The sequence below is a fragment of the Streptomyces sp. TN58 genome (assembly GCF_001941845.1).
Classification (GTDB): Bacteria; Actinomycetota; Actinomycetes; order Streptomycetales; family Streptomycetaceae; genus Streptomyces.
The window spans coordinates 7,366,904-7,391,532 of sequence record NZ_CP018870.1; the positions used below are offsets into that span (position 1 = coordinate 7,366,904).

Consider the following 24,629-nt stretch of genomic DNA (forward strand, 5'->3'; position numbering starts at 1 on the left):
ACCGCTACGGGCAGCACTGCGATGACGTCGGCCGCCTTCGAGGGGCTGCTCGCCGATGCGCGCGCCGCCCTGCCCGCCATGGTGGCGCTGCGCCGCCGCATCCACCGCCACCCCGAGACCGGCGCGCACCTGCCCCGCACACAGCAGGCGGTCCTGGAGGCCCTGGACGGGCTGGGCCTGCACGTGGCGGCAGGGGTGGGCCTGAGTTCCGTCACCGCACGCCTCGAAGGCGACCGGCCGGGCCGCACGGTGCTGCTGCGCGCCGACATGGACGCGCTGCCCATGGAGGAGGACACCGGCCTCGACTTCTCCTCCGCGGTTCCCGGGGCCATGCACGCGTGCGGACACGACATGCACACCGCCATGCTCGTCGGGGCGGCCCGGCTGCTCGCGGCCCGCCGCCCCCAACTGGCCGGCGGCGTCGTCTTCATGTTCCAGCCCGCGGAGGAAGTCGGCGGCGGCGCCCGGCACATGATCGACGAAGGGGTACTGGAGACCGCCGACGGCGGACGTGTCGCGGCCGCCTTCGCCCTCCACGTCACCACACGCTTCGCCGCCGGCACCCTCCACCTGCGGCCCGGACCCACCTTCGCCGCGTCCGACGGGCTGCACGTGACCGTACGCGGCCGTGGCGGACACGCCTCCGCCCCGCACCGGGCCCTCGACCCCGTCCCCGTCGCCTGCGAGATCGTCCAGGCCCTGCAGACCATGGTCACGCGGACGGTCGACGTCTTCGACCCGGCCGTGGTCACCGTCGCCTCGATCCACGCCGGCACCACGGGCAACGTCATCCCCGAGACCGCCGAGATCCACGGAACCTTCCGCACCCTCACGCCCGCCACCCGGCAGTCGGTGCGTGACGGCATCACCCGTATCGCCCGACACGTCGCCGCCGCCCACGGAGCACAGGCCGAGGTCACCCTGACCGAGGGCTACCCGCCCGTCGTCAACGACCCCGCCCGCACGGCAGCTCTCCACGAGGCCGCGGCCGCGCTCCTCGGCCCCGGCAGGGTCCACCGCCTGCCCGTGCCGATCATGGGCGCCGAGGACTTCTCGTACGTCCTGCAACAAGTGCCGGGCGCGATGGCCTTCCTCGGGGCGTGTCCGCCCGGCACCCCACCGGCGCAGGCCCCCGACATCCACTCCAACCGCGTGGTCTTCGAGGAGGACGCCATGGCCGTCGGCGCCGCCGTCCACGCGGCCGCGGCCCTGCACACCGCAACCCACCCCCGCGATGGTGACGGTGATGGCGCGGGCGCCCAGCGCCCCGTCACCTGACCGCGCGGCGCAGGCCCTACCGCCCTGGCAGGATGGCCGTATGGAACGTGTGCTCGGAATCGGCGGCTACTTCCTGCGTGCCGCCGACCCGGCGGCCCTGACCGCCTGGTACCGCGACTGCCTGGGCCTCGACGCCGACGACCTGTGGCACCAGGAGAACGGGCCGACGGTCTTTGCCGCCTTCGAGTCCGGGACCGACTACTTCGGCACCCGCGCCCAGCAGACCATGCTCAACTTCCGGGTACCGGACCTGGAGGCGATGCTCGTTCAACTGCGCGCCCAGGGCGCCGACGTGGCGGCCGAAACCCAGGACATGGACGGCGTGGGCCGCTTCGGCTGGGTCACCGACCCCGAAGGCAACCGCGTCGAACTGTGGCAGCCCGCCTGACCCGCCCCCGCGCGGACGGTCCCGAACGTCAGCCGTCAGCCGTCAGTCCTGCCAGTAGAACAGCAGCGTGCTGACGTCGAGCGGTTCGCGCGCCCCGAAGTAGTAGACGCCGAGGCCCGTGACACGGACCGCGCCGGCGGGCCCGTCGATCCAGTGGAAGCCCGCCGCCTCCAGGGCGGCGCGCGCGGCCGGGTCGTCCCCGTCGCCGCCCGCGAACGGACCCAGCGTGCTGACGAGCACCTCGCTCCGGCCGCCCTCCCCGTACCCGATCACGTGGTACGTCCCGCCGCCCTGACGGTGGACCTGCCCGCACGAGAGCGGGGGACGCGGCATCAGCCCCGCCGCGGTCAGCGCGGCACCCGCCAGAGCCAGCCGCCGTTCCTCCTCCGCCACCTGCCGCTCCTCGTCCGGCGGATGCGGCGAGTCCGTACACAGGGCCTCGATCCGCCAGCGCGGATCGCTCTGCTTCTCGCACTCGTGCCCGTACTCGTGGACGATCGCCCGGCGCACCTCCTCGTCCAGGCCCTCCACCTCCACCCGCGGACGGCCCAGGGACTCGTACACGGCGCGCGTCCGCGCCGCGTCACCGGTCAGCCGGTGCAGCGCGTACGCCGCCCACAGCGCGGCGTCGGCCGTCGGGGCCTCGGCGAGGTAGGCGCGGATCCGGTCCGGGCACGTCAGCAGCGACTGCGCGAGGTGCGCCACCGCGGGGTCCGGGTCGGCCAGCGCGTCGACGACGTCCTCGCCGGCCCGGTCCCGCAGGCGCACGGCCGCGGCCCGGTCCTCCGGCCGGCCGGCCGCGAGCCCGCCGAGCACCGCCCCGGCCCCGTACCGCTCCACCAGCGCGTCCATCCCGGCCTCACCGACGGCCCGCCGGGACGACCAGTGGCTGAACGCGAGCGTCGCCAACTCCGCCGCCGCCGTCAGGTCCCCCAGAGCCCCGCGTGCCTTGAGCACCGCTTCCGGCATGCCGTACGCCTCCTCACCGCGGCGGTCCTCGTGCCGCAGCCACGGCAGCAGTTCGGCCCGGTCCGACAGCAGGCCCAGCAGAGCCCTGCGGACCGTCCCGTTGTCCCCGCCGTCGCGGACGCACGCCAGCAGCTCACCGAGCCGCGCCTGCGGGACCCGGCCCGTCAGGGCCTCCACGCAGGCCGTCCGGCGCCACCACGGGGCCGCACGGTCGACGGCGCAGCGCGCGAGCCGGTCGGCGTCGTACGCCCGCAGCCCGGCGGCGTCGATCCGGCCGGCCTCGGGGGCCAAGGTCCTGATGTTCGGCATCCCGGGATGCTACTGCGCGCCCCGGCGCACCCCGAAGCGGTTTACGTGCCCCGCGAACGGAGCAACCACCGGACGGCTTCCCCGCCACGGCGGACGGCCTCCACGCCACCGCGAACGGCCTCCACGCCACGGCCCGGGACCTGAACCCGCTCCCGGCCGGCGCCGTCCCGCCCGCGACCGGGTGAGCACCGCACTGCGCCGCCCCCGGACACCGGCTATCAAGGAGTGTGACGGTGAGCGTGCGGCTCCGACGGTCACCACCCCACGGCTGAGGAGTGCATCTCGTGGAGTTCGAGGTCAATGGCGCCCGCCGCACGGTCGACGTGGACGGCGACCCGGCCGCCGTGGAGGTGGTCCGGGACCGCCTGGGCCTGACCGGCACCAAACTGGTCTGCGCGGGCGGAGTGTGCGGGGCCTGCACGATCCAGGTCGACGGCGTGCCCCGGGTCTCCTGCCTGACCCCCGCCGCCCGGCTGGCCGGACGGCGCGTGACGACGGTGGAGGGCCTGGCGGACCACCCCATGGCACGCGCCTTCGCCGGCGAGGACGCCCTCCAGTGCGGCTACTGCACCCCCGGGTTCGTGGTCGAGGCGGCCGCCTTCCACGACCGGTGGCGCGCCGAACACGGCCCCACCCGGCCCGGCCGTGAGCAGATCGCCGGAGCCCTCGCCGGCCACCTCTGCCGCTGCGGCGCCTACGAGGGCATCCTCAGGGCGGTGGCCGCGGCCTGCGCCGGCGACTACGACACGGCACCGGCCGGCAGCCAGGCGCCGGCCGTCCCGCGCACCGAAGCCCCCGAGAAGGCCGGCGGATCGGCCCGCTACACCACGGACCTGTACCCCGACGGCCTGCTGGAGGGCTTGATCATCCGCTCGCCGCACGCCCACGCGCACGTACGCTCCCTCGAAGCCGGCGACCTGCCCTTCGTACCGCTGCTGCCCCCCGACGGCGTGGTGCGGTACGTCGGGCAGCCCGTCGCCGCCGTCGCCGCCCCCGGCCGGGCCGCCGCCCGAGCCGCCGCCGCGCGCGTCACGGTGGACTACGAAGTGCTCCCGGCGGCCCTGGACGCCGGCCTGGCCCGCACCGGCGAGGGCCCGCTGGTCTACGAGGACAAGGCGGCCCGCAAACGGGCGCCCGGGGCAGGTGAGACACCCCAGCTGGTGCCCGCCCGGTGGCGCGGCAACCTGAGGGGCCCGTCCGCCATGAGCAAGCGGCCCGCCACCGCCGTACGCCGCATCCGGGAGGCCCGCACCAACAGCCCCGAAAGGGTCGTGGAAGGCGTGTTCACCACCGCCGCGCAGACCCACACCCCGCTCGAACCGCACGCCTGCCTCGCCCACTGGGCCGACGGCACCCTCCACCTCCAGGTCTCCACCCAGTCGGTGCAGCGCGTGGCCGAACTCGCCGCCGAACGCTTCGGCCTGCCCCCCGAACGGGTCGTGGCCCGCGCCGTCCACGTGGGCGGCGGCTTCGGCTGCAAGATGGGCCTGACCCCGGACGTCGTCGCCGCCGCCGAACTGGCCCGGCTGCACGGAGCACCCGTACGGGTCGTACTCGACCGCGACGAGGAACTCACCGACGGCGGCTACCGGCCCGGCACCCGGATCCGGCTGGCGATGGCCGCGGACGCGGCCGGCGAGCTGAGCGCGCTGGCCATGGACGCGGACCACGACGGCGGGGTCTCGGTGGGCGGCTCCGTGGCGGCACTGGCCCGGTTCATGTACGGCAAGGCCCCCCGCCGGCTCCGCGACTTCGACACCGTCACCCACCGGCCCCCCGGCGCCCCCTTCCGCGGCCCCGGCGGACCCACCCTGTGCTGGGCCCTGGAACAGGCCGTCGACGAGATGGCCCGCCGCCTCGGCCAGGACCCGATCGCCCTGCGCCGCCGCTGGGACGGCAACCCGAAGCGGCACGCCCTGTACGAGCGGGCCGCGGCCCTGCCCGTCTGGTCCGGCCCCCGCGGCGGCACCGGGCGCTTCCGCCGTGGCGTCGGCGTCGCGGCCGGCAACTGGCTGTACTTCCTCGACCCCGTCACCGAAGTCGAACTCACCGTCGACGACGGCACCGTCGTCGCACGCTGCGCCGTACAGGACATGGGCACCGGCTCGCGGACCGTGCTGCGCCGGGCCGTCGCCGACGCCCTCGGCCTGTCGCAGACGCGCGTACGCGCCGAGATCGGCCACAGCGACGCCGTCCACGGCCCCGTCTCCGGCGGCAGCCGCACCACACCCTCCCTCGTGCCCGCCGCCCTCGACGCCGCCGCCCGGCTGCGCGACGCCCTCGGCGGCTCCGACGTCGCCGCCCGGCTCGACGCGGCACACGGGGTACGGGTGACCGGCCGGCGCCCGCGCGACCGCCGCGGCTTCGTCACCCCCTTCGCCGTGGGCGGTTTCGCCGTCGGCCGCGGCTTCACCGGATCGGTGCAGGTCGCCGAGGTCGAGGTCGACACCCGCCTCGGCCGGATCCGCCCCCTCAGCGTCTGGAGCGGCATCGCAGCCGGCCGCATCCACGAGGACCGGCTGGCCCGCGGCCAGTGCGAGGGCGCCGTCATCCAGGGCATCGGCTACGCCCTGTACGAGGAACGGCGCGCCGACCCCGTCACCGGCCGGGTGCTGACCGAGAACCTGGAGGACTACCGCATCCCGGGAATCGGCGACACCCCCGAGATCACCGTCCACTTCCACCAGGAGGGCTTCGAGCACGTCCCGGGCCGCGGTGTCGGCCTCGGCGAGATCGCCACCCTGCCCACGGCCGCGTGCCTGGCCAACGCGGTCCGCGACGCGACCGGCTGGCGCCCGTACGACATGCCCATCCGCCCCGACCGGCTCCTGGAAGGACTGCGTACGTGAGCACCGAGCCCGACCTCACCGACCTCTCGGCCACCGTACGGGCCCGCGGCGGCGAGCTGCGCGCCGGCGGCACCGACACCGGCGCCCGGCAGCGCAGCGGCGTCTCCACCGGGCCGTTCACCGACCTCGACGGCATCGCCGACCTGTACGGCGCCAGGCCGCTGCCCGGCGGCGGGCTGCGGATCGGCGCGCTGACCACCCTCGCCGCGCTCGCCACCGATCCGCAGGTACGGGCGGGCTGGCCCGCCCTCGCGGCGTCCGCCGCAACCGCGGCCACCCCGCAGATCCGCGCCGCGGGCACGGTGGGCGGCAACCTGCTGCAGCGCAACCGCTGCTGGTACTACCGCAACCCGCATGTCAGCTGCCTGCAGAAGGGCGGCTCCGGCTGCCCCGCGCGCGAGGGCGACCACCACTTCGGCGTGGTCAGCGGAGGAGGCCCCTGCGTCACCCCGCACCCGTCCACCCTGGCGATGGCCCTGCTGACCTACGACGCCGAGGCCGAGATCCACGGCGAATCCCCGCGCCCCGTCGCCGACCTGTACGGCGACGGCGACCGGCTCCACCACGCCGACCACCTGCTGCCGCCGGACCGGATCCTCACCGCCGTCCGGCTGCCCGCAGCCCTGCCCGGTGAACGCGCCGCCTGCCACCGGGCCACCAGCCGGGCCCACGCCGAGTGGCCCCTGGTCGAGTCCGCCGCCCGGCTCGCGCTGGACGGGGCAACCGTCACGCATGCCGCCGTCGCCGCGGGCGGAGTGGCCCGCGTCCCGCTGCGGCTCCCGGAGGTGGAGGCCGCGCTCATCGGCCGCGAGGCCACCCCCGAGACCCTCGCCGAGGCGGCGGCGACCGTACTGGACCGCTGCCGGCCGCTGCCGCAGACCGGCTACAAGACCACGCTGTTCCGCGACACCGTCCTGGAGGCCCTCGAACAGGCGGCCGGGACGGCCACCGCCGGCCCGGCGCGCTGACCGCATCCCACCCGCCCGGACCATGCGCTGATTTCTTAGCAACAGAGGCCAACTATTGGCCCGTTCACCGCCGGGCCGACTACAAAGGTCGAGACCGAACCGAAACCGAAACCGGCGATGGGGACCACGTCACCCGCCGGCGACCGGAAATGATGTCGAAGGCGGTGGATGCGCGTGCGTGAGTACAGCGAGGCCGAACCGATTCCGTTCAGATTACTGACGAGGAGTCCGGGTCCCGGCTCCTCCTCCTGATGCAGGCGGCCATGCTGAAACCCGTGTCGTTTTCCTCGGCGTACGCATCGGTGGAAGAGTATCGGCTCCTGACGTCGGCCATCCGGTCGAGAGCGGCAGCTGCTCACGGTCCTTTCAGCATGGCCGGCCCGGGAGATGACGGGAGAACCCACCTCCCTCTCCGTATTCAACTTCGAGGTTTGTTCATCGAGCTCTACATGGAGCTCCGCCCGCACCACGCGGGCCCCCGCATCATCGGATTCCGCAACACCTTCGAGAACGGGCAGGCCCCGCCCGAAGCCTACGTCCGCCACGTGCGGGACACGGCCCCCCCACCCGGCATCCGCCGCACGCAGGAACTGCCGTTCGGCGGCCGGCGCCGCGACCTGATGGCGGCCGCGGGCGTACGGGGCCCGGGAATCCTCCTGGGGCGCCGCCCCCTGGGCGACGCGGTCATGTGGCTGCACCGGAACCGTGATCCGAAATCCACCGCGCACGGAATGCTCGTGCTCTCGGTGATGCTCTGCGACGCCGCCCGATTTCCCGCACTGGCCGATGCGATGTCACGCATCTGGATGACCGGGGGAAGGCTGACGGACGCAGTGGGCGCCGGAAAATCTTCAAACAGACACCAATCCAAAGGCGTCGGGGCGCCGAAGAAGGAACGAGGCCCTCTCCGGGGGCTCGTTTCCACCCCGTACGATCTGCGATTCCCGTCCCGGGGATCAACGGAACAGGAGCGAATGTGATAGTCAAGCGTGCCGGTCGCCACGTGGTTCTCGCCGCTGTACCCGCCGCCGTGTTCCTGACCCTCGGTCTTTCCGGACCAGCTCTCGCGCAAGACGCAAAGGCGTACCAGATCGACCTGGCACAGCTCAACGAGTCAGGGTCCCGCGGCACGGTCATGCTCAGCCTCAAGGGAAACCAGCTGACCGTGCAGATCGAGTCGGAAGGCATGGTGCCCGGATCGCCGTCGGCCCAGCACCTGCACGGCTCGACGAAGGGACACGACTTCAAGTGCCCTGACGCGACCGACGACACCAACCGTGACGGAGTCCTCAGCAACACCGAGGCCACGCACGACTACGGCGACATCAACATCTCCCTCACCACGTCGGGTGACACCAAGCCCGCCAGCGGTCTCGCCGTGGACCGCATGCCCGTCGCCGACAAGAGGGGCAAGCTGTCCTACAAGCGGACCATCACCGTCGGCCAGGACGTGGTCGACCACATCAAGGACCTCCACGTCGTCCAGCACGGCATCGACCGCAACAAGAACGGCAAGTACGACTTCGAGGGCGCCGGCAAGAGCGAGCTCGACCCGAAGCTGCCCCAGGAGGCCACGGCCCCCACGAACTGCGGAGAGGTCAAGGGCGCGGCCGTCGGGTCCATCCCCGTCGGAGCCATCGAGACCGGCGGCGGTGCCCTGGAGAACGCCTCGGTGCAGGTGACGATGCGCGACGGCGTGGCCCTCACCGTGCTCGCCGTGGCAGCCGGTGCGGTGGCCCTCACGCGCAAGCGCGACTCCGCCGTCCCCGTACGCCAGGACACCACGGGAGGCGGCGCGTGAAGCAGGACCCCGCCGCACCCGCCACGGCCAGCCCGTCGGCCGAGCGGCCCGGCCGCCGTACCGCGCGCCGCACCGTACGCCCGCTGGCAGCCGCGGCCTTTGCCGCCATCCTCCTCGCGGGGTGCGGCGGCCAGGACGCGGCCAAGCCGCCCGCCCCGCCGGGGCAGGCCGGGCAGGCCGCCCCCGCCGGCGGTGACGCCCCGGCGTCCGCGGACGGATCGCAGAGCGGTACGGGCACGGAAGCGGGCGGCGCGGGCGCCGGTGCGGGCGCCGGTTCGGGCCGGGCCGAGAAGGCCCTCGCCCGGTCGGAGCCGCAGAAGATCTCGATCCCCTCCCTGAACCTGACCAGCTCCCTGGAGACGCTGCGGCAGAACGCGGACGGGACCATGCAGACCCCGAAGGACCCCGCGCTCGCGGGCTGGTACGAGCCGGGCCCCACGCCCGGCTCCCAAGGGCCGGCCGTGATCGCAGGACACGTCACGTGGAACGGAGCAGCAGCGGTGTTCGAGAAGCTCAAGACGATGAAGGGCGGAGACACCATCAAGGTGACCCGCAAGGACGGCAAGACGGTCACCTTCAAGGTGGACCGGGTCAGCGAGTACCCGAAGGCCGAGTTCCCCACGCTGGAGGTCTACAAGAACCTCGACCACGCGGGCCTGCGCCTGGTGACCTGCGGCGGGGACTTCGACCCGAAGAAGCACTACTACGACAGCAACGTGGTGGTCTTCGCCCGCATGGCGGACGCCGCGTAGCCCGCCGCCGCCGCGCACCAGTAGCCAGGACGGCGGGGCCCGGGGGACGTCCGTCGGCCGCAAACCCCCCACTGCGGCCGGCGGACCCCGCCGGCGGTCCCGCCGCGACGGACGTTTCATCCGCCGGATCGTGAGCAGGCGAGCCTTCGTCATCACCATCCCGCGGAAGGAGCAAGCAATGTCCGACGTGTCCCGACTCCCGGGCCTGGCCGAGCACCACTGGGCGTGGCAGACGGAAGCGGCCTGCCGGGGCATGGGTTCGCGCACGTTCTTCCACCCGGCGGGGGAGCGCGGAGAGGACCGCGCCGCCCGCGACCAGGCGGCCAAGGAGATATGCGCCCGCTGCCCGGTGCGAGCCGCATGCCTGCGCCATGCGCTGGACACCGGAGAGGCGTACGGGGTGTGGGGCGGGCTCACCACGGAGGAACGCCGCGCCCACGCGGCGCGCCGGACCGTGGGCACGGCAGCCTGACGGCACGGCGGACCGCAGGACCGCAGCCAAGACCAGGGCGCAGGAAGGCCGGACCTCAGGCGCTCAGGCCGGGCCAAAGGGCAGGGAAGTCCGGACCTCAGGGGCGGCCGGTGCTCAGGGGAAGGCGGGCCCCGGCACGTACGGAGTTGATGACGGCCTCGTGCAGGGCGCGGCTCGCCTCCTCACTGGCGCAGGGTACGGGGCTCCCCGCGAGGGGGAGCCAGTCCGACGCCCCGCTGTACTGCACCGTCACGTAGGCCATGCCCTCGACCTCGGTCCACGTGGTGTGGATGTCGAGCTCACCCGTGAGCACGGGCCCCGACTCGCCGGTCATGACTCCGTCCCGGCCGGCGAAGATCCCGCAGGTGGTCCACGATGCCCAGCTCATCCGGCCTCCTTGCCGCACTGCACACGCACTCGTCGTCCTGCCAGTGTGAACGCGCCGGGCGCCGCGCGCCCTGCGGAGCGGGGGTGCCGCCCCGCCGCGGTGACGGAACGCGCACGAAATCCGGGTACGACGGCCAGGCGGGACCACGTAGTGTCGCCCTGCGGGGCGGCAACGGCCGGAACGTGACTCCGGACGGACCGGCGGGTATGCATCTTCTCCCCTTTTCCCCTGTTCACGCCACCCTGGTGGCCGGCTGGCCCGCCTCGGCCGGCGAGGTCGCCTTGTGGTGCGGCCGCCGGGAGTTCCCCGTGCCCGCCCGGGCGGTCACCGACTGGCAGCGGGACGCCGACCTCCAGGCCCACGTCCTCGTGGACGGCGAGCAGATCCTCGGTTACGGAGAGCTCTGGCTCGACACCGAGGAGGACGAGGTCGAGCTGGCCCGCGTCATCGTGGCACCTGGTGTCCGGGGCACCGGCCTGGGCCGCGTGCTGGTCCGGGGCCTCCTCGCCCGCGCCGTCGAGGCGGGCTTCTCCGATGTCTTCATGCGCGTGCACCCGGACAACGCGAGAGCCCTGCGGTGCTACAAGGGGGCCGGCTTCGCCCCCGTCGACCCCGCCCTCGCCGCGGCCTGGAACGAGGCCCAGCCGGTCGGCTACGTGTGGCTTCAGGCAGCCGACACCTCCTCCGCCTCCCACGCCTCCTCCGCCTCCGACTTCCGCCCCTTCCTCGACGGCGGCCCACGCTGACCTCAGGCCCTACGGCGTACCCGCGCGGCGCGCGCTGCTCCGCCGGGCGGTCGTCCGTTCGGCGTACCTGCGCGAGGGGCGCGGGTCGCCGCGGTCCTGACGGGATACGGATGTCCCCGCCGCACGGCCATCCCCCCACGACCGGACCGCCGCCCCAGGGAGACTGACGATGAGCTGCATCAACCGACGCGATCTCGCGCTGCTGGCGCTACGGGCCGGAACCGGAGCGGTGCTGATGGCACACGGCACGCAGAAGCTGTTCGGGTGGTTCGGCGGCGCCGGACTCGACAAGACCGCGGCCGCGATGGAGCACATGGGCTACACCCCGGGCCGGCAGAGCGCCCTGGCCGCGGGACTCGGCGAGACCGGCGGCGGGGCACTGCTCGCCCTGGGCCTCGCCACGCCGGCGGCCGGCGCCGCGGCCGCCGGAGCCATGGCGGGCGCCGTCGCCGTACACGCCCCCGCCGGCTTCTTCGCCCAGGGCGGCGGGTTCGAGTATCCGGCGTTCCTCGGGTTCACCGCCGCCGCCATCGGCCTCGCCGGACCCGGCCGCTACTCCCTGGACCACGCCACCGGCCACACCTTCGACCAGCGGTGGATGCTGGCCCTGGCCTTCGCCGCCAGCGGCCTCGCAGCGGCGGCCGTCGTCATGAAGCGCGCACAGGACCAGGCGGACCAGGACGTGCGCCAGGAGGAGTGAGCCGACCGGACGGGCCGGCCGACGGCCGGCCAGGCGTGCACCCCCTTCCCGCCCACCGCCAAGGAGCAGCGCCAGATGACCGACAGCACGATCCTGGACCTGGAAGCACAGACCCAGGTCGTGGCCCGCCTCGCGGCACGCGTCCCGGACACGCGGCTGGACGACCCGACGCCCTGCCCCGAGTACCCGGTCGGCGCCCTGCTGGTCCACCTGACCGGCCTGGCCGTAGCCTTCCGCGACGCCGCCCGCAAGGACCTCGGCCCCACGACGGACACCGTCCCCGACCCGGTCTCCACCCCGCTGCCCGCCGACTGGCGCGAGCAACTGCCCCGGGCGCTCGCCGAACTGGCCGAGGCCTGGCGGGAGCCGTCCGCCTGGACCGGCATGACCCGGGCCGGCAGCGTGGACCTGCCCGGCGACATCGCGGGCGCGGTGGCCGTCGACGAACTGGTGATCCACGGCTGGGACCTGGCCCGGGCCACCGGCCAGGAGTACGCACCCGACCAGGCCGCGCTGCGCGCCGCGTACGACTTCCTGCTGGCCGCCGCCGAGGACGAGACCCGCGGCGGGGGCATCTACGGCCCGCTCGTGCCCGTACCGGACGGCGCCCCCCTGCTGGACCGGGCCGTCGGGCTGAGCGGACGCGACCCCGCCTGGACCCCTGCGGCCACGCCGTGACGCAGACGGCCGGGCGGCCCGACCCACGGCGTGCCGGGCCTGGGGCCGAGCGCCACTCCCCGCGCGCCGGGCACGGATATGCCCGCTGTGCGGGGGTACGTTCCGGCGCATGCGAACTCATGATCTCGTGATCGTCGGAGCGGGCTCCGGCAACGCCGTCGTGGACGAGCGCTTCTCGCAGCTGGACGTGGCCGTCGTCGACGAGGGGCCGTTCGGCGGCACCTGCCTGAACCGCGGGTGCATCCCGAGCAAGATGCTCGTGCACGTCGCGGACCTCACCGACACGATCCGCGATGCCGCCCGCTCGGGCGTCCGGACGCCGCCGGGCCGCGTGGACTGGCCCGCCGTCCGCGACCGGGTCTTCGGCCGCCTGGACCGGGAGGCCGCGGAGGGGGAGCAGGGCCGGCGCAGCTCGCCGAACATCGACGTCCTCAAAGGACGCGCCCGCTTCACCGGCGACCGGACACTGACCGTCGGGACCGGCGCCGACACGGTCACGCTGCGGGCAGAGCAGATCGTCGTGGCCGTGGGCAGCCGTCCGGCCGTTCCTCCGCCGGTCCGGGACGGCGGACTGCCGTACGAAACCTCCGACACCGTCATGCGCCTGGACCGCCCGCCGAAGCACCTCGCGGTGCTGGGCGGCGGCTACATCGCCGCCGAACTCGCGCACGTCTTCCACGCGGCCGGCAGCCGCATCACGGTCATCGAGCAGGAGGACACCCTGCTCTCCGACCAGGACGAGTCGATCGCCGCCGCCTACACCGCCGTCGCCTCCGAGCGCTACGACGTGCGTACGGGCACGGCGCTGACCGGCGTCGAGGGAGAACCGGGCCGCCTCCGCCTCGTCCTGGACGACGGCCCGGCCGTCGAGGCGGACACCCTGCTCGTGGCGGTGGGACGTACCCCCAACAGCGACCGGATCGACGCCGACCGAGCCGGGATCGACCTGCACGACGACGGCCGTGTCGTCGTGGACGCCTTCCAGCGGACCAGCGCGCCGGGCGTGTTCGCCCTCGGAGACGTGTGCACCCCCTTCCCGCTCAAGCACGTGGCGAACCGGGAGGCCCAGGTCGTCGCGCACAACCTGCTCCACCCCGACGCGCCGGTCCGCACCTCCCGCGAGGCCGTCCCCGCAGCGGTGTTCACCCGCCCCCAGATCGCGCAGGTCGGCAGGACCGAGCAGCAGTGCCGTCAGGAAGGACTCGACTACGCCGTCTCCGTACGCCGCTTCGCCGACACCGCCTACGGCTGGGCGCTGGAGGACACCACCGGCTTCTGCAAGGTACTCGCGGACCGCCGCACGGGACTGCTGCTGGGCGCCCACATCCTGGGCCCGCAGGCCGCGAGCCTGATCCAGCCGCTGGTGATCGCCATGAGCTTCGGCATCAAGGCCCTCGACCTGGCCCGTTCCCCTCTGTGGATCCACCCCGCACCCACCGAGGTGGTCTCCAACGCCCTCCGCGACCTGGATCTCGGCGATGGCGGCCGGTAAGGGGGGCCGACTACTTGACGCGCAACAGCCCGCGAAACACAGAAGGAGCACACCGTGGCGATCCAGCGGATGGACAACGTGGCCGTCGTCGTCGACGACCTGGAGGCTGCCGTCGCCTTCTTCACCGAACTCGGCATGGAACTTGAAGGCGAGGCGCAGATCGAGGGAACCTGGGCCGACCGGACGGTCGGCCTCGACGGGGTGCGCAGCGCCATCGCGATGATGCGCACCCCCGACGGCCACAGCAGGCTGGAGCTGACGAAGTTCCACACCCCCGCGGCGATCACCGCCGGCCCGCCGGCCCCGCCACCCAACACACTGGGCCTGCACCGCGTCATGTTCGCCGTCGACGACATCGACGACACGATCACGCGCCTGCGCCGCCACGGCGCCGAACTCCTCGGAGAAGTGGCGCAGTACGAGAACGTCTACCGCCTCTGCAACCTCCGAGGCCCGGCGGGAATCATCGTCGCTCTGGCAGAACGAATCGGCTAGTGCTGTGGCCGGAAAGGTTTGCCGGGGCGCGGTGTTCAGTGCGGTGCATCGCAAGGCGGAGGGCCCCACGGCTCGTACCGGACGTACGTGCGTGGTCCGACAACGCGGCGAGGTGCCGTGCCGGGCGCCGTGACCCGGTGAACCTTTGCGGTCGCAGCTCTAGGGCGGTGTCCGGCGGCGGGGCCGGGCCGCGTGGTGCGTCAGCGGGCGGCGGCTGATCCGCTCCGTACGGCCGTCCAGCTGCCGCCGCTCACCGTGTACACCGTCAGGCGGCGGTTCACGGTGTCGCCGCTGCCGTCGAAGGCGACCCGGCCCGTGACACCGTCGAAGGCCAGACCCGCGACGGCCTGCGGCAGCTTCTCCCGGGCGTTGCCGGGGAGGGTGCCGCCGTTGCCCGCGACCACGGTCTTCACCGCCTCGATCAGCGACCACGTCGCGTCGTAGGCGTACGGGCCGTACCAGCCGGCCGCCTCCGGATAGCCCGCCTTCTCGTACCGGGCGAGGAAGTCCTGTCCCGCGGCCGATTCCCCGGCGGGCACGCCGATGTTGGTCGCCAGGTCGCCCTCGGCCTTCGGGTTCGACGTGAGGTACTGCTGGTCGAAGATGCCGTCGCCGCCCATCAGGGGGACGTTCACCCCGGCCTGCTTGAGCTGCTGGGAGATGGGCGCAGCGGTGTCGTAGTAGCCGCCGAAGTACACGGCGTCGGCTCCTGACGCCCGCACCCTCGTGGCCAGGCCCTCGAAGGCGCGTTCTGCGGGATCGACCTGCTCGGTGCCGACGACCGTTCCGCCGAGTCTCGTGAACGCGGCCGTGAAACGGGAGCTGAGGGCGGTGCCGTGGGCGCCGCCGTCGTCGACGACGTACAGCTTGGTCTTCTTCGCCTCGCCGTGCAGATACCCGGCGGCGAACGGCCCCTGGTCGACGTCCGTGGCGACGGTACGGAAGTAGGTGGAGTACGGACGCGACCGGCTGCCCGACGCCCAGTCGGAGCCGAGTGTCAGCACGGGGTCGGTGTTGCCGGGGGACACGACGGCCATGCCCGCCTGCGCAAGGGGTGCCACCAGGGTCCTGGCGACACCGGAGTTGAGGGGCCCGACGACGCCGAGCACCTTCTCGTCGGACACGAACCGGGCGGCGTTGGAGGCGCCCCTGGCGGGATCGGCCCCGTCGTCCAGGGCCTTGATCTCGAAGTTCACGCCGGGGACGTGTCCGGATTCGTTGGCGGTCCTGGCCGCGAGGTCGGCGGCGTTCTTGATGCCGGCGCCCATCGAGGACATTCCGCCGCTGAGCGGTGCGTCCACTCCGATCACCACCGTGACGGAGCCGGCGGGTGCCCCGCTGCCAGTGGACTTGCCGCCGCTGCCGGGGTCGTCGTCACGGCTGAGGGTCCACGTCAGGACCGAGCCCGTGGCGAGGGTCGCCAGCGCCGCGCCCAGGACCACCGAGCGCCGGGTGAGGCCGCGCCCGGCGGCGGCCGGCTGCCTGACCTGCCTGGTCTCGGGCCTGGTCCCCGGTACGGCCGGGTCCTCTGCCGGGACCTGCGGCACGGGCGGGTCGGCCGGCCGGCCCGGCGCGGAGGGCGGCGGCGTGTTGCCGGCGGAGGACGCGGATTCGGGGACCGTGGGCGTCGGAAGCGGCGTCGTGGACGGCTCCGGCTCCGGCTCCGGCCCCGGCCCCGGCTCAGGTGCCTGCGGTACGGAGGGCGTCCGCGGGTCGGGCAGGGGCGTGTGACCGGGCTGCGCACCGGACTCCCGCCCGGTGGACGCACCGGACGGGGAGGAGGCGGTGCGCAGCACCGACGCCAGCATCTCGGCCGCTTCCGCCGCTTCCACCCGCTGCGCCGGGTCCTTGGTGAGGAGGGCGTCCAGCACGGGTGCCAGCGGGCCCGCGTGGACGGGCGGCCGGTGCGGTCGGGTGAACACGGCCACGGCGAGGGCGTGCAGACCGTCCGCGTCGAACGGCGGTCGCCCTTCGACGGCGTGGTAGAGGGTGGCGCCGAGCGCCCACAGGTCGTTCGCCGCGGTCGGGCGCTTGCCCTCCAGCTGCTCCGGCGCCATGTACTGGGGCGTGCCGATGACGGTCCCGCTGTGGCTCAGCCTGGTCGTGGCGTCCGCGAGGTGGGCGATGCCGAAGTCGGTGAGGATGACGCGGTCCTTGGTCAGGAGCACGTTGTCCGGCTTGAGGTCACGGTGGACGATCCGCGCTCCGTGTGCCTCGGTCAGCGCATCGAGCAGGGCAGCGCCGATCTCGGCCACCCGCTGGACGGGCAGTCGGCCCCCGCTGCGGATGGCGGCGGCCAGGGACTGCCCGCGGACCAGCTCCATGATGATGACGGGCGCGCCGTCGTGCTCCACCACGTCATGGATGGTGATGATCCCGGGGTGGCTGAGCGTGACCGCCGCACGGGCCTCGCCGATGAACCGCCGGAGCAGTGCGGCACGGTCGCCGTCCTCCAGCCCTGGCGGAAAGAGGATCTCCTTCACGGCGACCTCGCGCCCGAAGAGATGCTGGTCCAGGCCACGCCAAACCCGGCCCATACCGCCCTGGCCGATGCGTTCGACCAGCTGGTACCGGCCGGCGATGAGTGCGGGATTCTGCTCGGTCACGCGCACACTCTAGATCCTGCTGAGCCGATCAGGTGACGGAAGTCTGGCTTGATCCCGGCGGCGCTGACGAGGGCGCGACGTGCCCTTCCTGGTACGTCGGACCAAGTTCCTTCGCACGGACCGTGATCGCCGCTGCGTCGGTCGCGCTGGGTTTCGTGTGTTCGTGTGCTGTTCTCCGGGTTTGGTGCGGGTGGAAGGTGCGGTGTGGATAGCGTCGCCCCATGGACTTCGGTGGTGTGGGCGGCGGCGGTGGTGGTGGTCGGGGGCAGGCGCCGCGGGGGCACGTGCTGTTGCTGGCGGCGGACGCCGCGGTGCGCCGCGGCGGTGTGGTGCTGTCTCCCGGTGAGAACGTCGCCGCGCTGGCGATGGTCCCGCCGGATGCGCTGCTGGGCTGCGAGGCGCCTGCCGACATGGTGTGCCTGGAGGGGGTGCGCGATCCGAACACGGTGCTGGCGCGCTTGCGGGCGGCCGTGGCGGCGGCGGGTCCGGTGTTCCTGTACGTGTCGGGGCGGCTGACGGCCGATCGGCGCGGCCGGCGCTTGTTCGTCGCGTTGGCGGGGACGACGCCGGGCAGCGTGCGCTACACCTCGTTGCCGTGGGAGTGGCTGGTGGGGGAGTTGCGCACGCGTTCGGGAGGTGTGACCACGATGGTGGTCGACCTGGTGGCGGACAAGGCGGCCTGGCCGCTGGTGTGCGACCGGGAGGCGCTGCCGGATGGTGCGTGGGCGCCGGGGGTGGAGGTGTACGGGGTCGTGCGAGGGCCGGACGCGCCCGCGGGGGGTGGAGGCGTCAGCGGGTACACCCGTCAGTGGATCGATCAGCTCCGGCGGGCTCCGGTGCGGCCGTCCAACGTGGAGCTGCACGTGCTGGCGGCGGGGTCGGCAGGGCTGGAGCCGGGCACGCGGGTGGTGCCGTCGGCACGGGAGCTGGAGATGCGGCGTGCTCCGGCGCCCGGTCACGTACGCCATGAACCCGGCCCCGTGGCGACGGGTGGGGTGGAGGGCGATCCGCGGGCACGTCTGCACGCGTTGGCGCTGGAGGGTCGCCACGGCGAGGCGGATGCGCTGGCGAGAGCGTGGGAGCGGGCCGTGGTGGAGCGATGGGGCGGGACATCGCCGGAGGGGGTCCGGTGTGGCGAGATCCGTGCGGACCTTGCGCGGATGGCCGGCGATTTCGCGGCGGCGACGCGGCTGTGGGTGGACGCGGGGCGGGCGCGGCTGGAGTGGCAGGGAGCCGACGCGGCCGAAGTCCGCGACGCGGCGGCAGGTGCCCTGTACTGCTGGACGCAGGTGAAGGACCGGGCCGGGGCGCTGGCGTCGGGCCCGGATCTGGTGGACCTGCTGCGAGCTCTTCCGCTGCCCGATCCCGGTCACCTGAGGCTGGCGGAGCGGCGGCTGGAGGCGCTGCGCACCCCGACCCCGCGCCGCTCCGACGCCCTGAACCTCCGACTGAACCTCTGACCCCCGGCTTACCCGTCTACGGGTTCCGGGTGTTGCCGCCGGTGGCGGGAGTGTCCTTGTACTGGCCGTTCATGCGGGCGAAGTCCGCGCGCAGCGCTTCGTCGTTGGCGACCTGGCCCTTGCCCGCCTGCACCATCGGCCCCTGCAGTGCGGTGCACTTGCCGACGAGACCATCGAGGTAGGTCTTCCAGGACTGGTACAGCTCCTTCTGCGCGGCTGCGCTGTCCACGCCGGCGACGGCTGCGCCCTTCTGTCCGGCTTCGAACTCGACCTGGGCCTTCTTGATCCCCGACACCAGCTGGCCGACGTCGTTGCTGGCCTTGTTCCAGACCCCCTGGTCGGATTTCAGGTCCTCGCCGCCCCCGCCCCCGCCTCCGCTCCCGCCGCTCCCGCCGTCGGGCGCGGCGCTCGCGAGGCGCATCTGCGTCGCGGCTGCCGTCCCTTCCTTGAGACCGGCCCACTCCGCGTCGAAAGTAGTACTACTCATCCGAACCCCCGTAAGCATCTGCGAATGCAATGATCAAGGGCTCATCCTACGAGTGGGTTCGGTTGTGCCGGCCTTCATCCCACCGCCGATCGTGCCACCCGGCCCGTATGCCCCGGGTTGGAGCTGATCGCCCCGTTCGGCCCGGATGCGGTACGCGAAGTACGTAATGCAAATCCGGGTTGTGCCGATCGTCCGCGCGGCGGTGGGATGCTCCCTGGCCAAGGGCGGCCAGGCGTGGCGGCGCGGGCGGGCGAAGGGTCGGCAGGGCCGGGGTTCGGCGTGGGGCTGTGTGCGCTGCATACTGCTGGACATGAGGTACTCGCCGGCTGCCCGAATCCACCTGATGATCACTTTCATGCTGGTGATGTGCGGTGTGGCCGGTGGCGCCTGCTTCGGGTGGCTGCTGGGCGGACGCGTGACGGGTGTGCTGGCTGCCGTGGCGGCTGGGCTGGGGGCGGGCATCGGCTCGTTCCTCTCGCGCAGGCAGGTGGCCGACTTCCTCCGCCCCGCGCCCGTGGCACCCGTACACGCATCTCCTGTCCCTGCGGCGGTCGCCGGTCCGGTGGGCGGGTACGCCGAGGGGGTCGCCGACGCGGTTCTGGTGAGCGTCGCGACGTATCAGGCGGCGGCCTTCCCGCTGACGGCTTTCGGGGTCACCGACGAGGAGCGGGATGCCCGCCGTGGTGTCGCCTACCGTGTGTGCGCGCACGAAGGCCTCCCGCAGTCCGTGCGGGTGTCGGCCGCCGCCGCCCTGGAGGCGGTCGACCAGGGTGCCGACGCCGGGCGCGCGCACGACGCGATGAAGGCGCTCTCCCTGGCCGTCTACGACCACCGCACCACCCGCTGACGCGCCCCTCCCCCCCCGCCCGTATGCGGGGCCTGCGCCGACCGCGTCCGGGTGTGGGCGTCCGCGACCGGTGCCACGCTGGGATCGGATCTGCCGTGGCCGGCGCTCGCCCTGCCGGTGTGCTGGCGTACGGGGTGGAGAGGAGCGTCATGGCGTGCATCGTGAAGGGGGCCGCCGGCCGTGGTCGGGCCCGTACCGCTCTGGGCGTCGCCGTCTGTGTGGCTGCGGCGCTGTTGACCGCAACCCCTGCGGCGGCCTCCGCCGCCGCACCGGCGCCCGCCTGCCGTAGCGGTCAGCTGGCGGCGGGCGGGGCGGAGCGCGTGGGGGCGAACGCGGTGCTGGTCACCGTCGTCAACGAGGGCCCCGGACCGTGCGTGCTGCGGGGCCATCCCACGGTCGCCGTGGCCGGCCAGGGCGCGCCTTCGCGTGCCCGGTCGCTCACCGTCGTCCGACAGGGTCCGGCGCGCCCGGTGCGGTTGGAGGTCGGTGCCGCGGCCCAGACCCGTATCGGGTTCGTTCCGGTTCTCGGCGAGGCCGACGGCTACTGCGCCTCCGGAGCTGAGCCCTTCGCCGCGCCGTCGATGGTGATCGGCGTAGCGGGCAGCCGTCTGCAACTGGCGCCTGACGACGGCGGGAACTTCGCGCTCTGTGGCAACGCCGTACGCGCCACCGCCTTCCGCCCCGCTTCCTGATCCCCCCGGTCTAACGGCTGCGGGTGTTGCCGAAATTGGTTTCGTGTGACCAGACGTGCGTGCAGGTGGGGCACTGGAGGTGGAGGAGGCTGCCGGTGTTGGTGAGGAGGTAGCGCCAGTGGGTGGAGCAGGTTCGCCCTTGCCGGCAGGAATGGCAGTCGGGAGTGCTGGGGCAGCGGGGGCAGGGGATCCAGGCACGGCGGCCGGGGTCGGCGTGGGGATCAAGGGGCAGCATCGCGGCCTCCGCGCGCGGGGAGGACTCCGGCGGTGACGAGGTCGTCGTAGAGGCGCTGCTGCTCGGCGTCCAGGCCGGAGTACAGCAGGTCGTACGCGGCCTCCTCGCCCAGGAGGACCTCGACAGGGTCCCAGCCGGAGCCGAGGGCCTCCATCACCTGGGCGCGCCGGAGCACCTCCTGGGAGGTGAGGTCGACGGCGAAGTCGACCAACGCGGACCCGTCGGCGCCGGCGCCGGTGTCGGCGCCGCGGGCGGGGTCGTCGGAGGCGGGGTGGTGGGGGGCCATGCCTCGAAGTTAGGTAACCCTTCCTTCGCTGGTCAAGAGGGGGTGGGCGGAGTCACAGCCAAGCCCCCACCCCGGGTGCCCGCCGCCGCGCCGCGTGCCGGTGTGCTGGCGTTGGCGGCCGGACTGCGGAGTGCGCGCACTCGGCTGGGCTCTGGTGGGCGAGGGCGGAGTAGAGCCGGCGGGGGATCTTGACGCCGGCGACAAGGACTCGGGGAGGCGCTGCTCGGCACACAGCAGTGGACGAGAGCCTCAGGAGCCGGGGAGCCGGAGCGTCCGCCAGCCAGGGCAGGAACACCCCGTGGATACGGCAAACGATGTGGCCGGGTTGCAGCAACGACTGGCCGTCGCATGCACGTCGGGGAGGGGAGGGGGTGGCAGGATGACGTGGTGTCCGACTCTCCTCGTGAACTGTGGCTGCGCGGCGTCGCTTTCAATCCGGCTGCGCCCCCTGACGTACTGATACGCCTGCTGGATCGAGGGGCCGGTGAGGCCGGTCGGCTGATGTGCGAGGGGCGTGCCCTGCCCGACGCCGTCATCGATGCAGCCCTGCAGCACCCGGTCATGGCGATCCGCGGCCACCTCGCCCGCAATCAGCACGTCGACCCCGCACGACTCGCCCCGCTGGCAACCGACCCGTCAGGGATCATCCGCGCCCATCTTGCCGGAGGATCCCGCTACCCCCGGCCCCGACGGGTTCGACCGCTGCCGGACGACATCCTCGTCACCTTCCTGACCGCTCAGAACGGGGGTGAGGACGGCATGCTCTCCGAGCACGAGATCATGCAGGAACTCGACTTCTCACGGCAGATCCCTCGGTCCTTCTACCGAATCATGGCCGGTCACGAGCACCCCGAGCTCCGCAGACGCGCCACCCGGAGTTGGCAGTCACTCACCCCTGCGCAGCGGGAGGCCCTACTCGGCGACCCCGACCCTGCCGTACGGGAGGCGGCGCGGGAAAGCACCTGGGAGCTGGACCCGGAAGCCGTGGAGGCCAAGCTGCCGTCCTTCGGCTCGCTCAGCCAGCCGTTCGTGCTCGGCACGTGCGCCCTGTCCCCTGCGCTCGTCGAGCAGTGCTTCGCGGACGACATGGTGGAACCCCTGACGCGGAACCGCCACACCCCGGCCTACGCCGTCGCCCGGCTCGCCCGCCACCCGGAGCCGAAGGTCCGCGAGATGATCGCCGCCAGGCCGGACCTGGGACCGCACCTGGTCGCCGAGCTGAAGGAGGACCGGGACCGGGACGTACGCTTGCGGGCACGCCTCCACCCCTTCCCCCGCACGTGGCCGGAGTACTGGGCCATCCAGAGGGTCATCGGACATGGTCCAGACTGCACCTGCCCGATCACGGAGCTTGACGTCGAGCCGTCCCCCGAATGGTTCGCTGCCTGCGCGGCGTCCGAGGAACCGGCGCTGCGCCGGGTCGCGGCGAGCTGGCCCGGCCTGCCGACTGCACTCGTCGAGGCCCTCGCAGGGGACGACGACGAGGAGGTGCGGATCCGGCTCGCATGCTTCCACCCGCTGGCTCCGCCACACCTCCTCCTGGAAGTCTTCGTCACCCGCCCGGCCCACCGTCCGCACCTGCTGACCCTGCCCCACTTCCCACGCACGGGCTGGACCCACCTCATCGACCACCCGGACCCCGAGGTACGCGCCGTGGCCGCAGCCGATCCCACCCTGCCCCAACCCCCGGTGGAGGACGCCGACGCGTCCGTGCGCCGGGCGGCCGCCGCCAATCCGACCCTGACCCCCGAAGCGCTGGAAGCCCTCCTCGTCGATCCCCGCACCGCGGAGGGCGCTGCGGCCAACCCGTCCCTGCCCGTCCCCCGCATGCACGCGCTCCTCGACCACTGCCTGAACAGCGCTACTTCCATCCCGCAGCCGGCGGCGGGATGCTGAGTGACGGTGCCCGCGTGGCATTTGAGAGCAGATGATCAGGCGAGGCCGCCCCCGCGTCTGGCTCATCCTCAATCGGTTCGAGATCGGCCTTGTGGCAGCATGCGGCGGCATAACGATCAACCGAAAGACCTATGCCACGTTGGCGGTTGGGGCGTATTCGGGTCGGAGTTTCGGATCGGCTGCGGTCGCGTGGTCCGAGGCTGGCCGTCGAGGGCTTTTCCTTGTGAGCGCTTGCCGAGATTGTTGGCTTTGAGTGTGTGCGGAACTGTCTCCAGCCGGGGGCACCGGATTGGCATTGCGCCTGTGGTGGGGACTGTGTCCATAGGTCTGCCCGTGGCGGTCCGCGCGTGAGCGGGTGCGACGGTGAGTTCGGCAATGTGCGGTGGTGTTGCTGCGGTAGGCCTCTTGATGGTCGTGTTTTGCGCGGCGGTGTGATCCGCGCAGTGTCCCCGTGCAGTTCGCGGGCTCGGCAGGATGGTCGAAGCGCTTGACGCTTTGATGAGCTCGTCAGACCCGTCCCGAGGCCGCCGGCGGTATGGAGCAGTTTAGAAGCCATCTCATTTGGGCTTCGTGGGTAGGCTGTCGGTCATGGTGGGGATCGTTGAGCGTCTGGTGCCGGACGAGTTGTGGGTGCTGTTCCAGCGGGTGGTGCCGGAGGCGCCGTCGCGGCCCCAAGGTGGTGGACGGCGTCGGCACGGCGACCGTGAGGTACTGGCCGCGATCGTGTTCGTCGCGACGTCGGGTTGTACCTGGCAGCAGCTGCCCACGGCATCGTTCGGCCCCTCGGGGGCGACAGCCCACCGACGCTTCTCCGAATGGAGCAAGGCCCGCGTGTGGGCCAAGCTCCACCGCCTGGTCCTCGACGAACTCGGTTCCCGCGGCGAGCTCGACTGGTCCCGCTGCGCGATCGACTCGGTGAACATGAGGGCCCTGAAAAGGGGGATCTGACAGGTCCGAATCCTGTCGATCGGGGCAAGTACGGCTCGAAGATCCACTTGATCACCGAGCGGACCGGTCTGCCCCTGTCCGTCGGAATCTCGGGCGCGAACCTGCACGACAGCCAGGCCCTCGAGCCCCTCGTCCGCGGCATACCGCCCATCCGCTCACGACGCGGACGCCGACGACGAAGCCCGGCAAGCTTCACGCGGGCAAGGGCTACGACTACGCCCACCTGCGCCGATGGTTACGCGGGCGCGGCATCACGCACCGCATCGCCCGCAGAGGCATCGAGTCCTCACAACGACTCGGCCGCCACCGATGGGTCGTCGAAAGGACCATGTCCTGGCTCGCCGGCTGCCGACGCCTCCACCGTCGCTACGAACGCAAGGCCGAACACTTCCTCGCCTTCACCAGCCTCGCCTGCACCCTCATCTGCTACCGCCGACTGGCCAAATGAGATGACGTCTTATAGGCCGAGTGTGATGGCGGTGCGGGTGAGTTCGGCGGTGGTGTTGATGTTGAGTTTGGTGCGGATGCGGCGGAGGTAGGCGTCGACGGTGTGGGTGGAGAGTCCCATGTGGCGTGCGGTTTGGTGGTAGGTGTGGCCGGCGGCGATGTGGCGGAGTGTTTCTTGTTCGCGGGGGGCGAGGGTGGGGGTGGTGTGGGTGGTGGTGGGTGTGGTGGTCATGGGGGGTCCTTTGGGGGGTGGGGTGGGTCATGGGGTTCTCGCGTCTTTGGGAGTGGTGGTTGTTTGGTTGTTTGTCCTGTTTTGGGTTGTTGTTTTGATGGTGGTGGGGGTGTTTCACGGGGTTGTCGGGGGTGTGTCACGGGTGTGTGACAGGTGTTTTCGGTCCCGTGGGGGCGGGGCTTGGTTCGGAGGTGGGGCCGACGCATCG

The 24,629-nt window shown here is 72.9% G+C and carries 24 protein-coding genes and 1 pseudogene; 18 read left to right on the plus strand and 7 right to left on the minus strand.

The features are described from left to right. Window positions 1-21: 21 nt before the first annotated feature. Entirely contained in the window at window positions 22-1,278 is a 1,257-nt protein-coding gene (locus BSL84_RS33425) for a M20 metallopeptidase family protein (RefSeq protein ID WP_075971890.1), read from the plus strand. 40 nt (window positions 1,279-1,318) lie between these two features. Beyond that, the gene (locus tag BSL84_RS33430) at window positions 1,319-1,666 is read left to right on the plus strand and encodes a VOC family protein (RefSeq protein WP_075971891.1); all 348 of its coding nucleotides are present in this window, start codon (window positions 1,319-1,321) and stop codon (window positions 1,664-1,666) included. Between the two features lie 42 nt (window positions 1,667-1,708). On the opposite strand, the gene BSL84_RS33435 is transcribed toward BSL84_RS33430, so the two are convergent. Next, entirely contained in the window at window positions 1,709-2,944 is a 1,236-nt protein-coding gene (locus tag BSL84_RS33435) for a hypothetical protein (RefSeq protein WP_075971892.1), read from the minus strand. Between the two features lie 284 nt (window positions 2,945-3,228). Between BSL84_RS33435 and BSL84_RS33440 the strand changes: the two genes are divergently transcribed. The 6 genes from BSL84_RS33440 to BSL84_RS33465 all read left to right on the plus strand — a co-directional run bounded on the left by BSL84_RS33440 (window position 3,229) and on the right by BSL84_RS33465 (window position 9,786). Beyond that, complete coding sequence (locus BSL84_RS33440) at window positions 3,229-5,793, plus strand: molybdopterin-dependent oxidoreductase (protein ID WP_075971893.1); 2,565 nt, start codon at window positions 3,229-3,231, stop codon at window positions 5,791-5,793. Beyond that, entirely contained in the window at window positions 5,790-6,761 is a 972-nt protein-coding gene (locus BSL84_RS33445) for an FAD binding domain-containing protein (RefSeq protein WP_075971894.1), read from the plus strand. The genes BSL84_RS33440 and BSL84_RS33445 overlap by 4 nt, the downstream gene beginning before the upstream one ends. Window positions 6,762-7,192: 431 nt before the next feature. Then, window positions 7,193-7,741: a ribosome-inactivating family protein gene (locus tag BSL84_RS33450; protein ID WP_045323219.1), complete on the plus strand. Its 549-nt coding sequence runs from the start codon at window positions 7,193-7,195 to the stop codon at window positions 7,739-7,741. Beyond that, window positions 7,738-8,562, plus strand: a complete 825-nt coding sequence (locus BSL84_RS33455) for a hypothetical protein (protein WP_030032626.1) — start codon at window positions 7,738-7,740, stop codon at window positions 8,560-8,562. The genes BSL84_RS33450 and BSL84_RS33455 overlap by 4 nt, the downstream gene beginning before the upstream one ends. Beyond that, window positions 8,559-9,314 (plus strand): class F sortase, encoded by a 756-nt coding sequence (locus BSL84_RS33460; protein WP_078849145.1) that lies wholly within the window; start codon window positions 8,559-8,561, stop codon window positions 9,312-9,314. The genes BSL84_RS33455 and BSL84_RS33460 overlap by 4 nt, the downstream gene beginning before the upstream one ends. A gap of 178 nt (window positions 9,315-9,492) precedes the next feature. Beyond that, window positions 9,493-9,786, plus strand: coding sequence for a WhiB family transcriptional regulator (locus BSL84_RS33465; RefSeq protein ID WP_045323217.1), 294 nt, complete (start codon window positions 9,493-9,495; stop codon window positions 9,784-9,786). A 97-nt stretch (window positions 9,787-9,883) separates the two neighbouring features. On the opposite strand, the gene BSL84_RS33470 is transcribed toward BSL84_RS33465, so the two are convergent. Further along, window positions 9,884-10,174, minus strand: coding sequence for a hypothetical protein (locus tag BSL84_RS33470; RefSeq protein ID WP_030032010.1), 291 nt, complete (start codon window positions 10,172-10,174; stop codon window positions 9,884-9,886). A 206-nt stretch (window positions 10,175-10,380) separates the two neighbouring features. Here BSL84_RS33470 and BSL84_RS33475 point away from each other — a divergent pair, with 206 nt between their 5' ends. The 5 genes from BSL84_RS33475 to BSL84_RS33495 all read left to right on the plus strand — a co-directional run bounded on the left by BSL84_RS33475 (window position 10,381) and on the right by BSL84_RS33495 (window position 14,285). Next, entirely contained in the window at window positions 10,381-10,920 is a 540-nt protein-coding gene (locus tag BSL84_RS33475) for a GNAT family N-acetyltransferase (RefSeq protein WP_079273390.1), read from the plus strand. A gap of 169 nt (window positions 10,921-11,089) precedes the next feature. Further along, the gene (locus BSL84_RS33480) at window positions 11,090-11,620 is read left to right on the plus strand and encodes a DoxX family protein (RefSeq protein WP_045323216.1); all 531 of its coding nucleotides are present in this window, start codon (window positions 11,090-11,092) and stop codon (window positions 11,618-11,620) included. A gap of 75 nt (window positions 11,621-11,695) precedes the next feature. Continuing rightward, the gene (locus BSL84_RS33485) at window positions 11,696-12,298 is read left to right on the plus strand and encodes a TIGR03086 family metal-binding protein (RefSeq protein ID WP_045323215.1); all 603 of its coding nucleotides are present in this window, start codon (window positions 11,696-11,698) and stop codon (window positions 12,296-12,298) included. Window positions 12,299-12,407: 109 nt separating this feature from the next. Beyond that, the gene (locus BSL84_RS33490; protein WP_075971896.1) at window positions 12,408-13,790 is read left to right on the plus strand and encodes a mycothione reductase; all 1,383 of its coding nucleotides are present in this window, start codon (window positions 12,408-12,410) and stop codon (window positions 13,788-13,790) included. Between the two features lie 69 nt (window positions 13,791-13,859). Further along, window positions 13,860-14,285, plus strand: coding sequence for a VOC family protein (locus BSL84_RS33495; protein WP_030031519.1), 426 nt, complete (start codon window positions 13,860-13,862; stop codon window positions 14,283-14,285). Window positions 14,286-14,485: 200 nt separating this feature from the next. Here the strand turns inward: BSL84_RS33495 and BSL84_RS37695 are convergent, their stop codons facing one another. Then, window positions 14,486-16,891, minus strand: a complete 2,406-nt coding sequence (locus BSL84_RS37695; protein WP_159393607.1) for a bifunctional serine/threonine-protein kinase/ABC transporter substrate-binding protein — start codon at window positions 16,889-16,891, stop codon at window positions 14,486-14,488. A gap of 284 nt (window positions 16,892-17,175) precedes the next feature. On the opposite strand from BSL84_RS37695, the gene BSL84_RS33510 reads away from it, so the two are divergent. Next, window positions 17,176-18,351, plus strand: coding sequence for a hypothetical protein (locus BSL84_RS33510; RefSeq protein ID WP_075972367.1), 1,176 nt, complete (start codon window positions 17,176-17,178; stop codon window positions 18,349-18,351). 16 nt (window positions 18,352-18,367) lie between these two features. Here BSL84_RS33510 and BSL84_RS33515 read toward each other — a convergent pair whose 3' ends face one another. Next, window positions 18,368-18,838, minus strand: a complete 471-nt coding sequence (locus BSL84_RS33515; RefSeq protein ID WP_075971897.1) for a hypothetical protein — start codon at window positions 18,836-18,838, stop codon at window positions 18,368-18,370. A 343-nt stretch (window positions 18,839-19,181) separates the two neighbouring features. On the opposite strand from BSL84_RS33515, the gene BSL84_RS33520 reads away from it, so the two are divergent. Next, window positions 19,182-19,685, plus strand: coding sequence for a hypothetical protein (locus BSL84_RS33520; protein ID WP_045323211.1), 504 nt, complete (start codon window positions 19,182-19,184; stop codon window positions 19,683-19,685). Between the two features lie 149 nt (window positions 19,686-19,834). Further along, window positions 19,835-20,377 carry a DUF4232 domain-containing protein gene (locus tag BSL84_RS33525; protein ID WP_159393608.1) on the plus strand — a complete coding sequence of 181 codons (543 nt, stop codon included), beginning with the start codon at window positions 19,835-19,837 and terminating at the stop codon, window positions 20,375-20,377. Window positions 20,378-20,387: 10 nt separating this feature from the next. Here BSL84_RS33525 and BSL84_RS37320 read toward each other — a convergent pair whose 3' ends face one another. Both BSL84_RS37320 and BSL84_RS33535 read right to left on the minus strand, forming a co-directional pair. Continuing rightward, window positions 20,388-20,612, minus strand: coding sequence for a hypothetical protein (locus BSL84_RS37320; protein WP_075971898.1), 225 nt, complete (start codon window positions 20,610-20,612; stop codon window positions 20,388-20,390). Further along, on the minus strand, window positions 20,599-20,898 hold the full coding sequence (locus BSL84_RS33535) for a DUF6400 family protein (protein ID WP_051873117.1): 300 nt from the start codon (window positions 20,896-20,898) through the stop codon (window positions 20,599-20,601). The genes BSL84_RS37320 and BSL84_RS33535 overlap by 14 nt, the downstream gene beginning before the upstream one ends. Window positions 20,899-21,285: 387 nt before the next feature. On the opposite strand from BSL84_RS33535, the gene BSL84_RS33540 reads away from it, so the two are divergent. Together BSL84_RS33540 and BSL84_RS35840 are read left to right on the plus strand one after the other, a co-directional pair. Further along, a complete protein-coding gene (locus BSL84_RS33540; protein ID WP_075971899.1) occupies window positions 21,286-22,794 on the plus strand; it encodes a hypothetical protein in 1,509 nt (502 codons plus the stop codon). 588 nt (window positions 22,795-23,382) lie between these two features. Next, window positions 23,383-24,190, plus strand: a pseudogene (locus tag BSL84_RS35840) (IS5 family transposase). A gap of 9 nt (window positions 24,191-24,199) precedes the next feature. Here the strand turns inward: BSL84_RS35840 and BSL84_RS33560 are convergent. Next, window positions 24,200-24,421, minus strand: a complete 222-nt coding sequence (locus BSL84_RS33560; RefSeq protein ID WP_030027557.1) for a response regulator transcription factor — start codon at window positions 24,419-24,421, stop codon at window positions 24,200-24,202. Window positions 24,422-24,629: the final 208 nt, after the last annotated feature.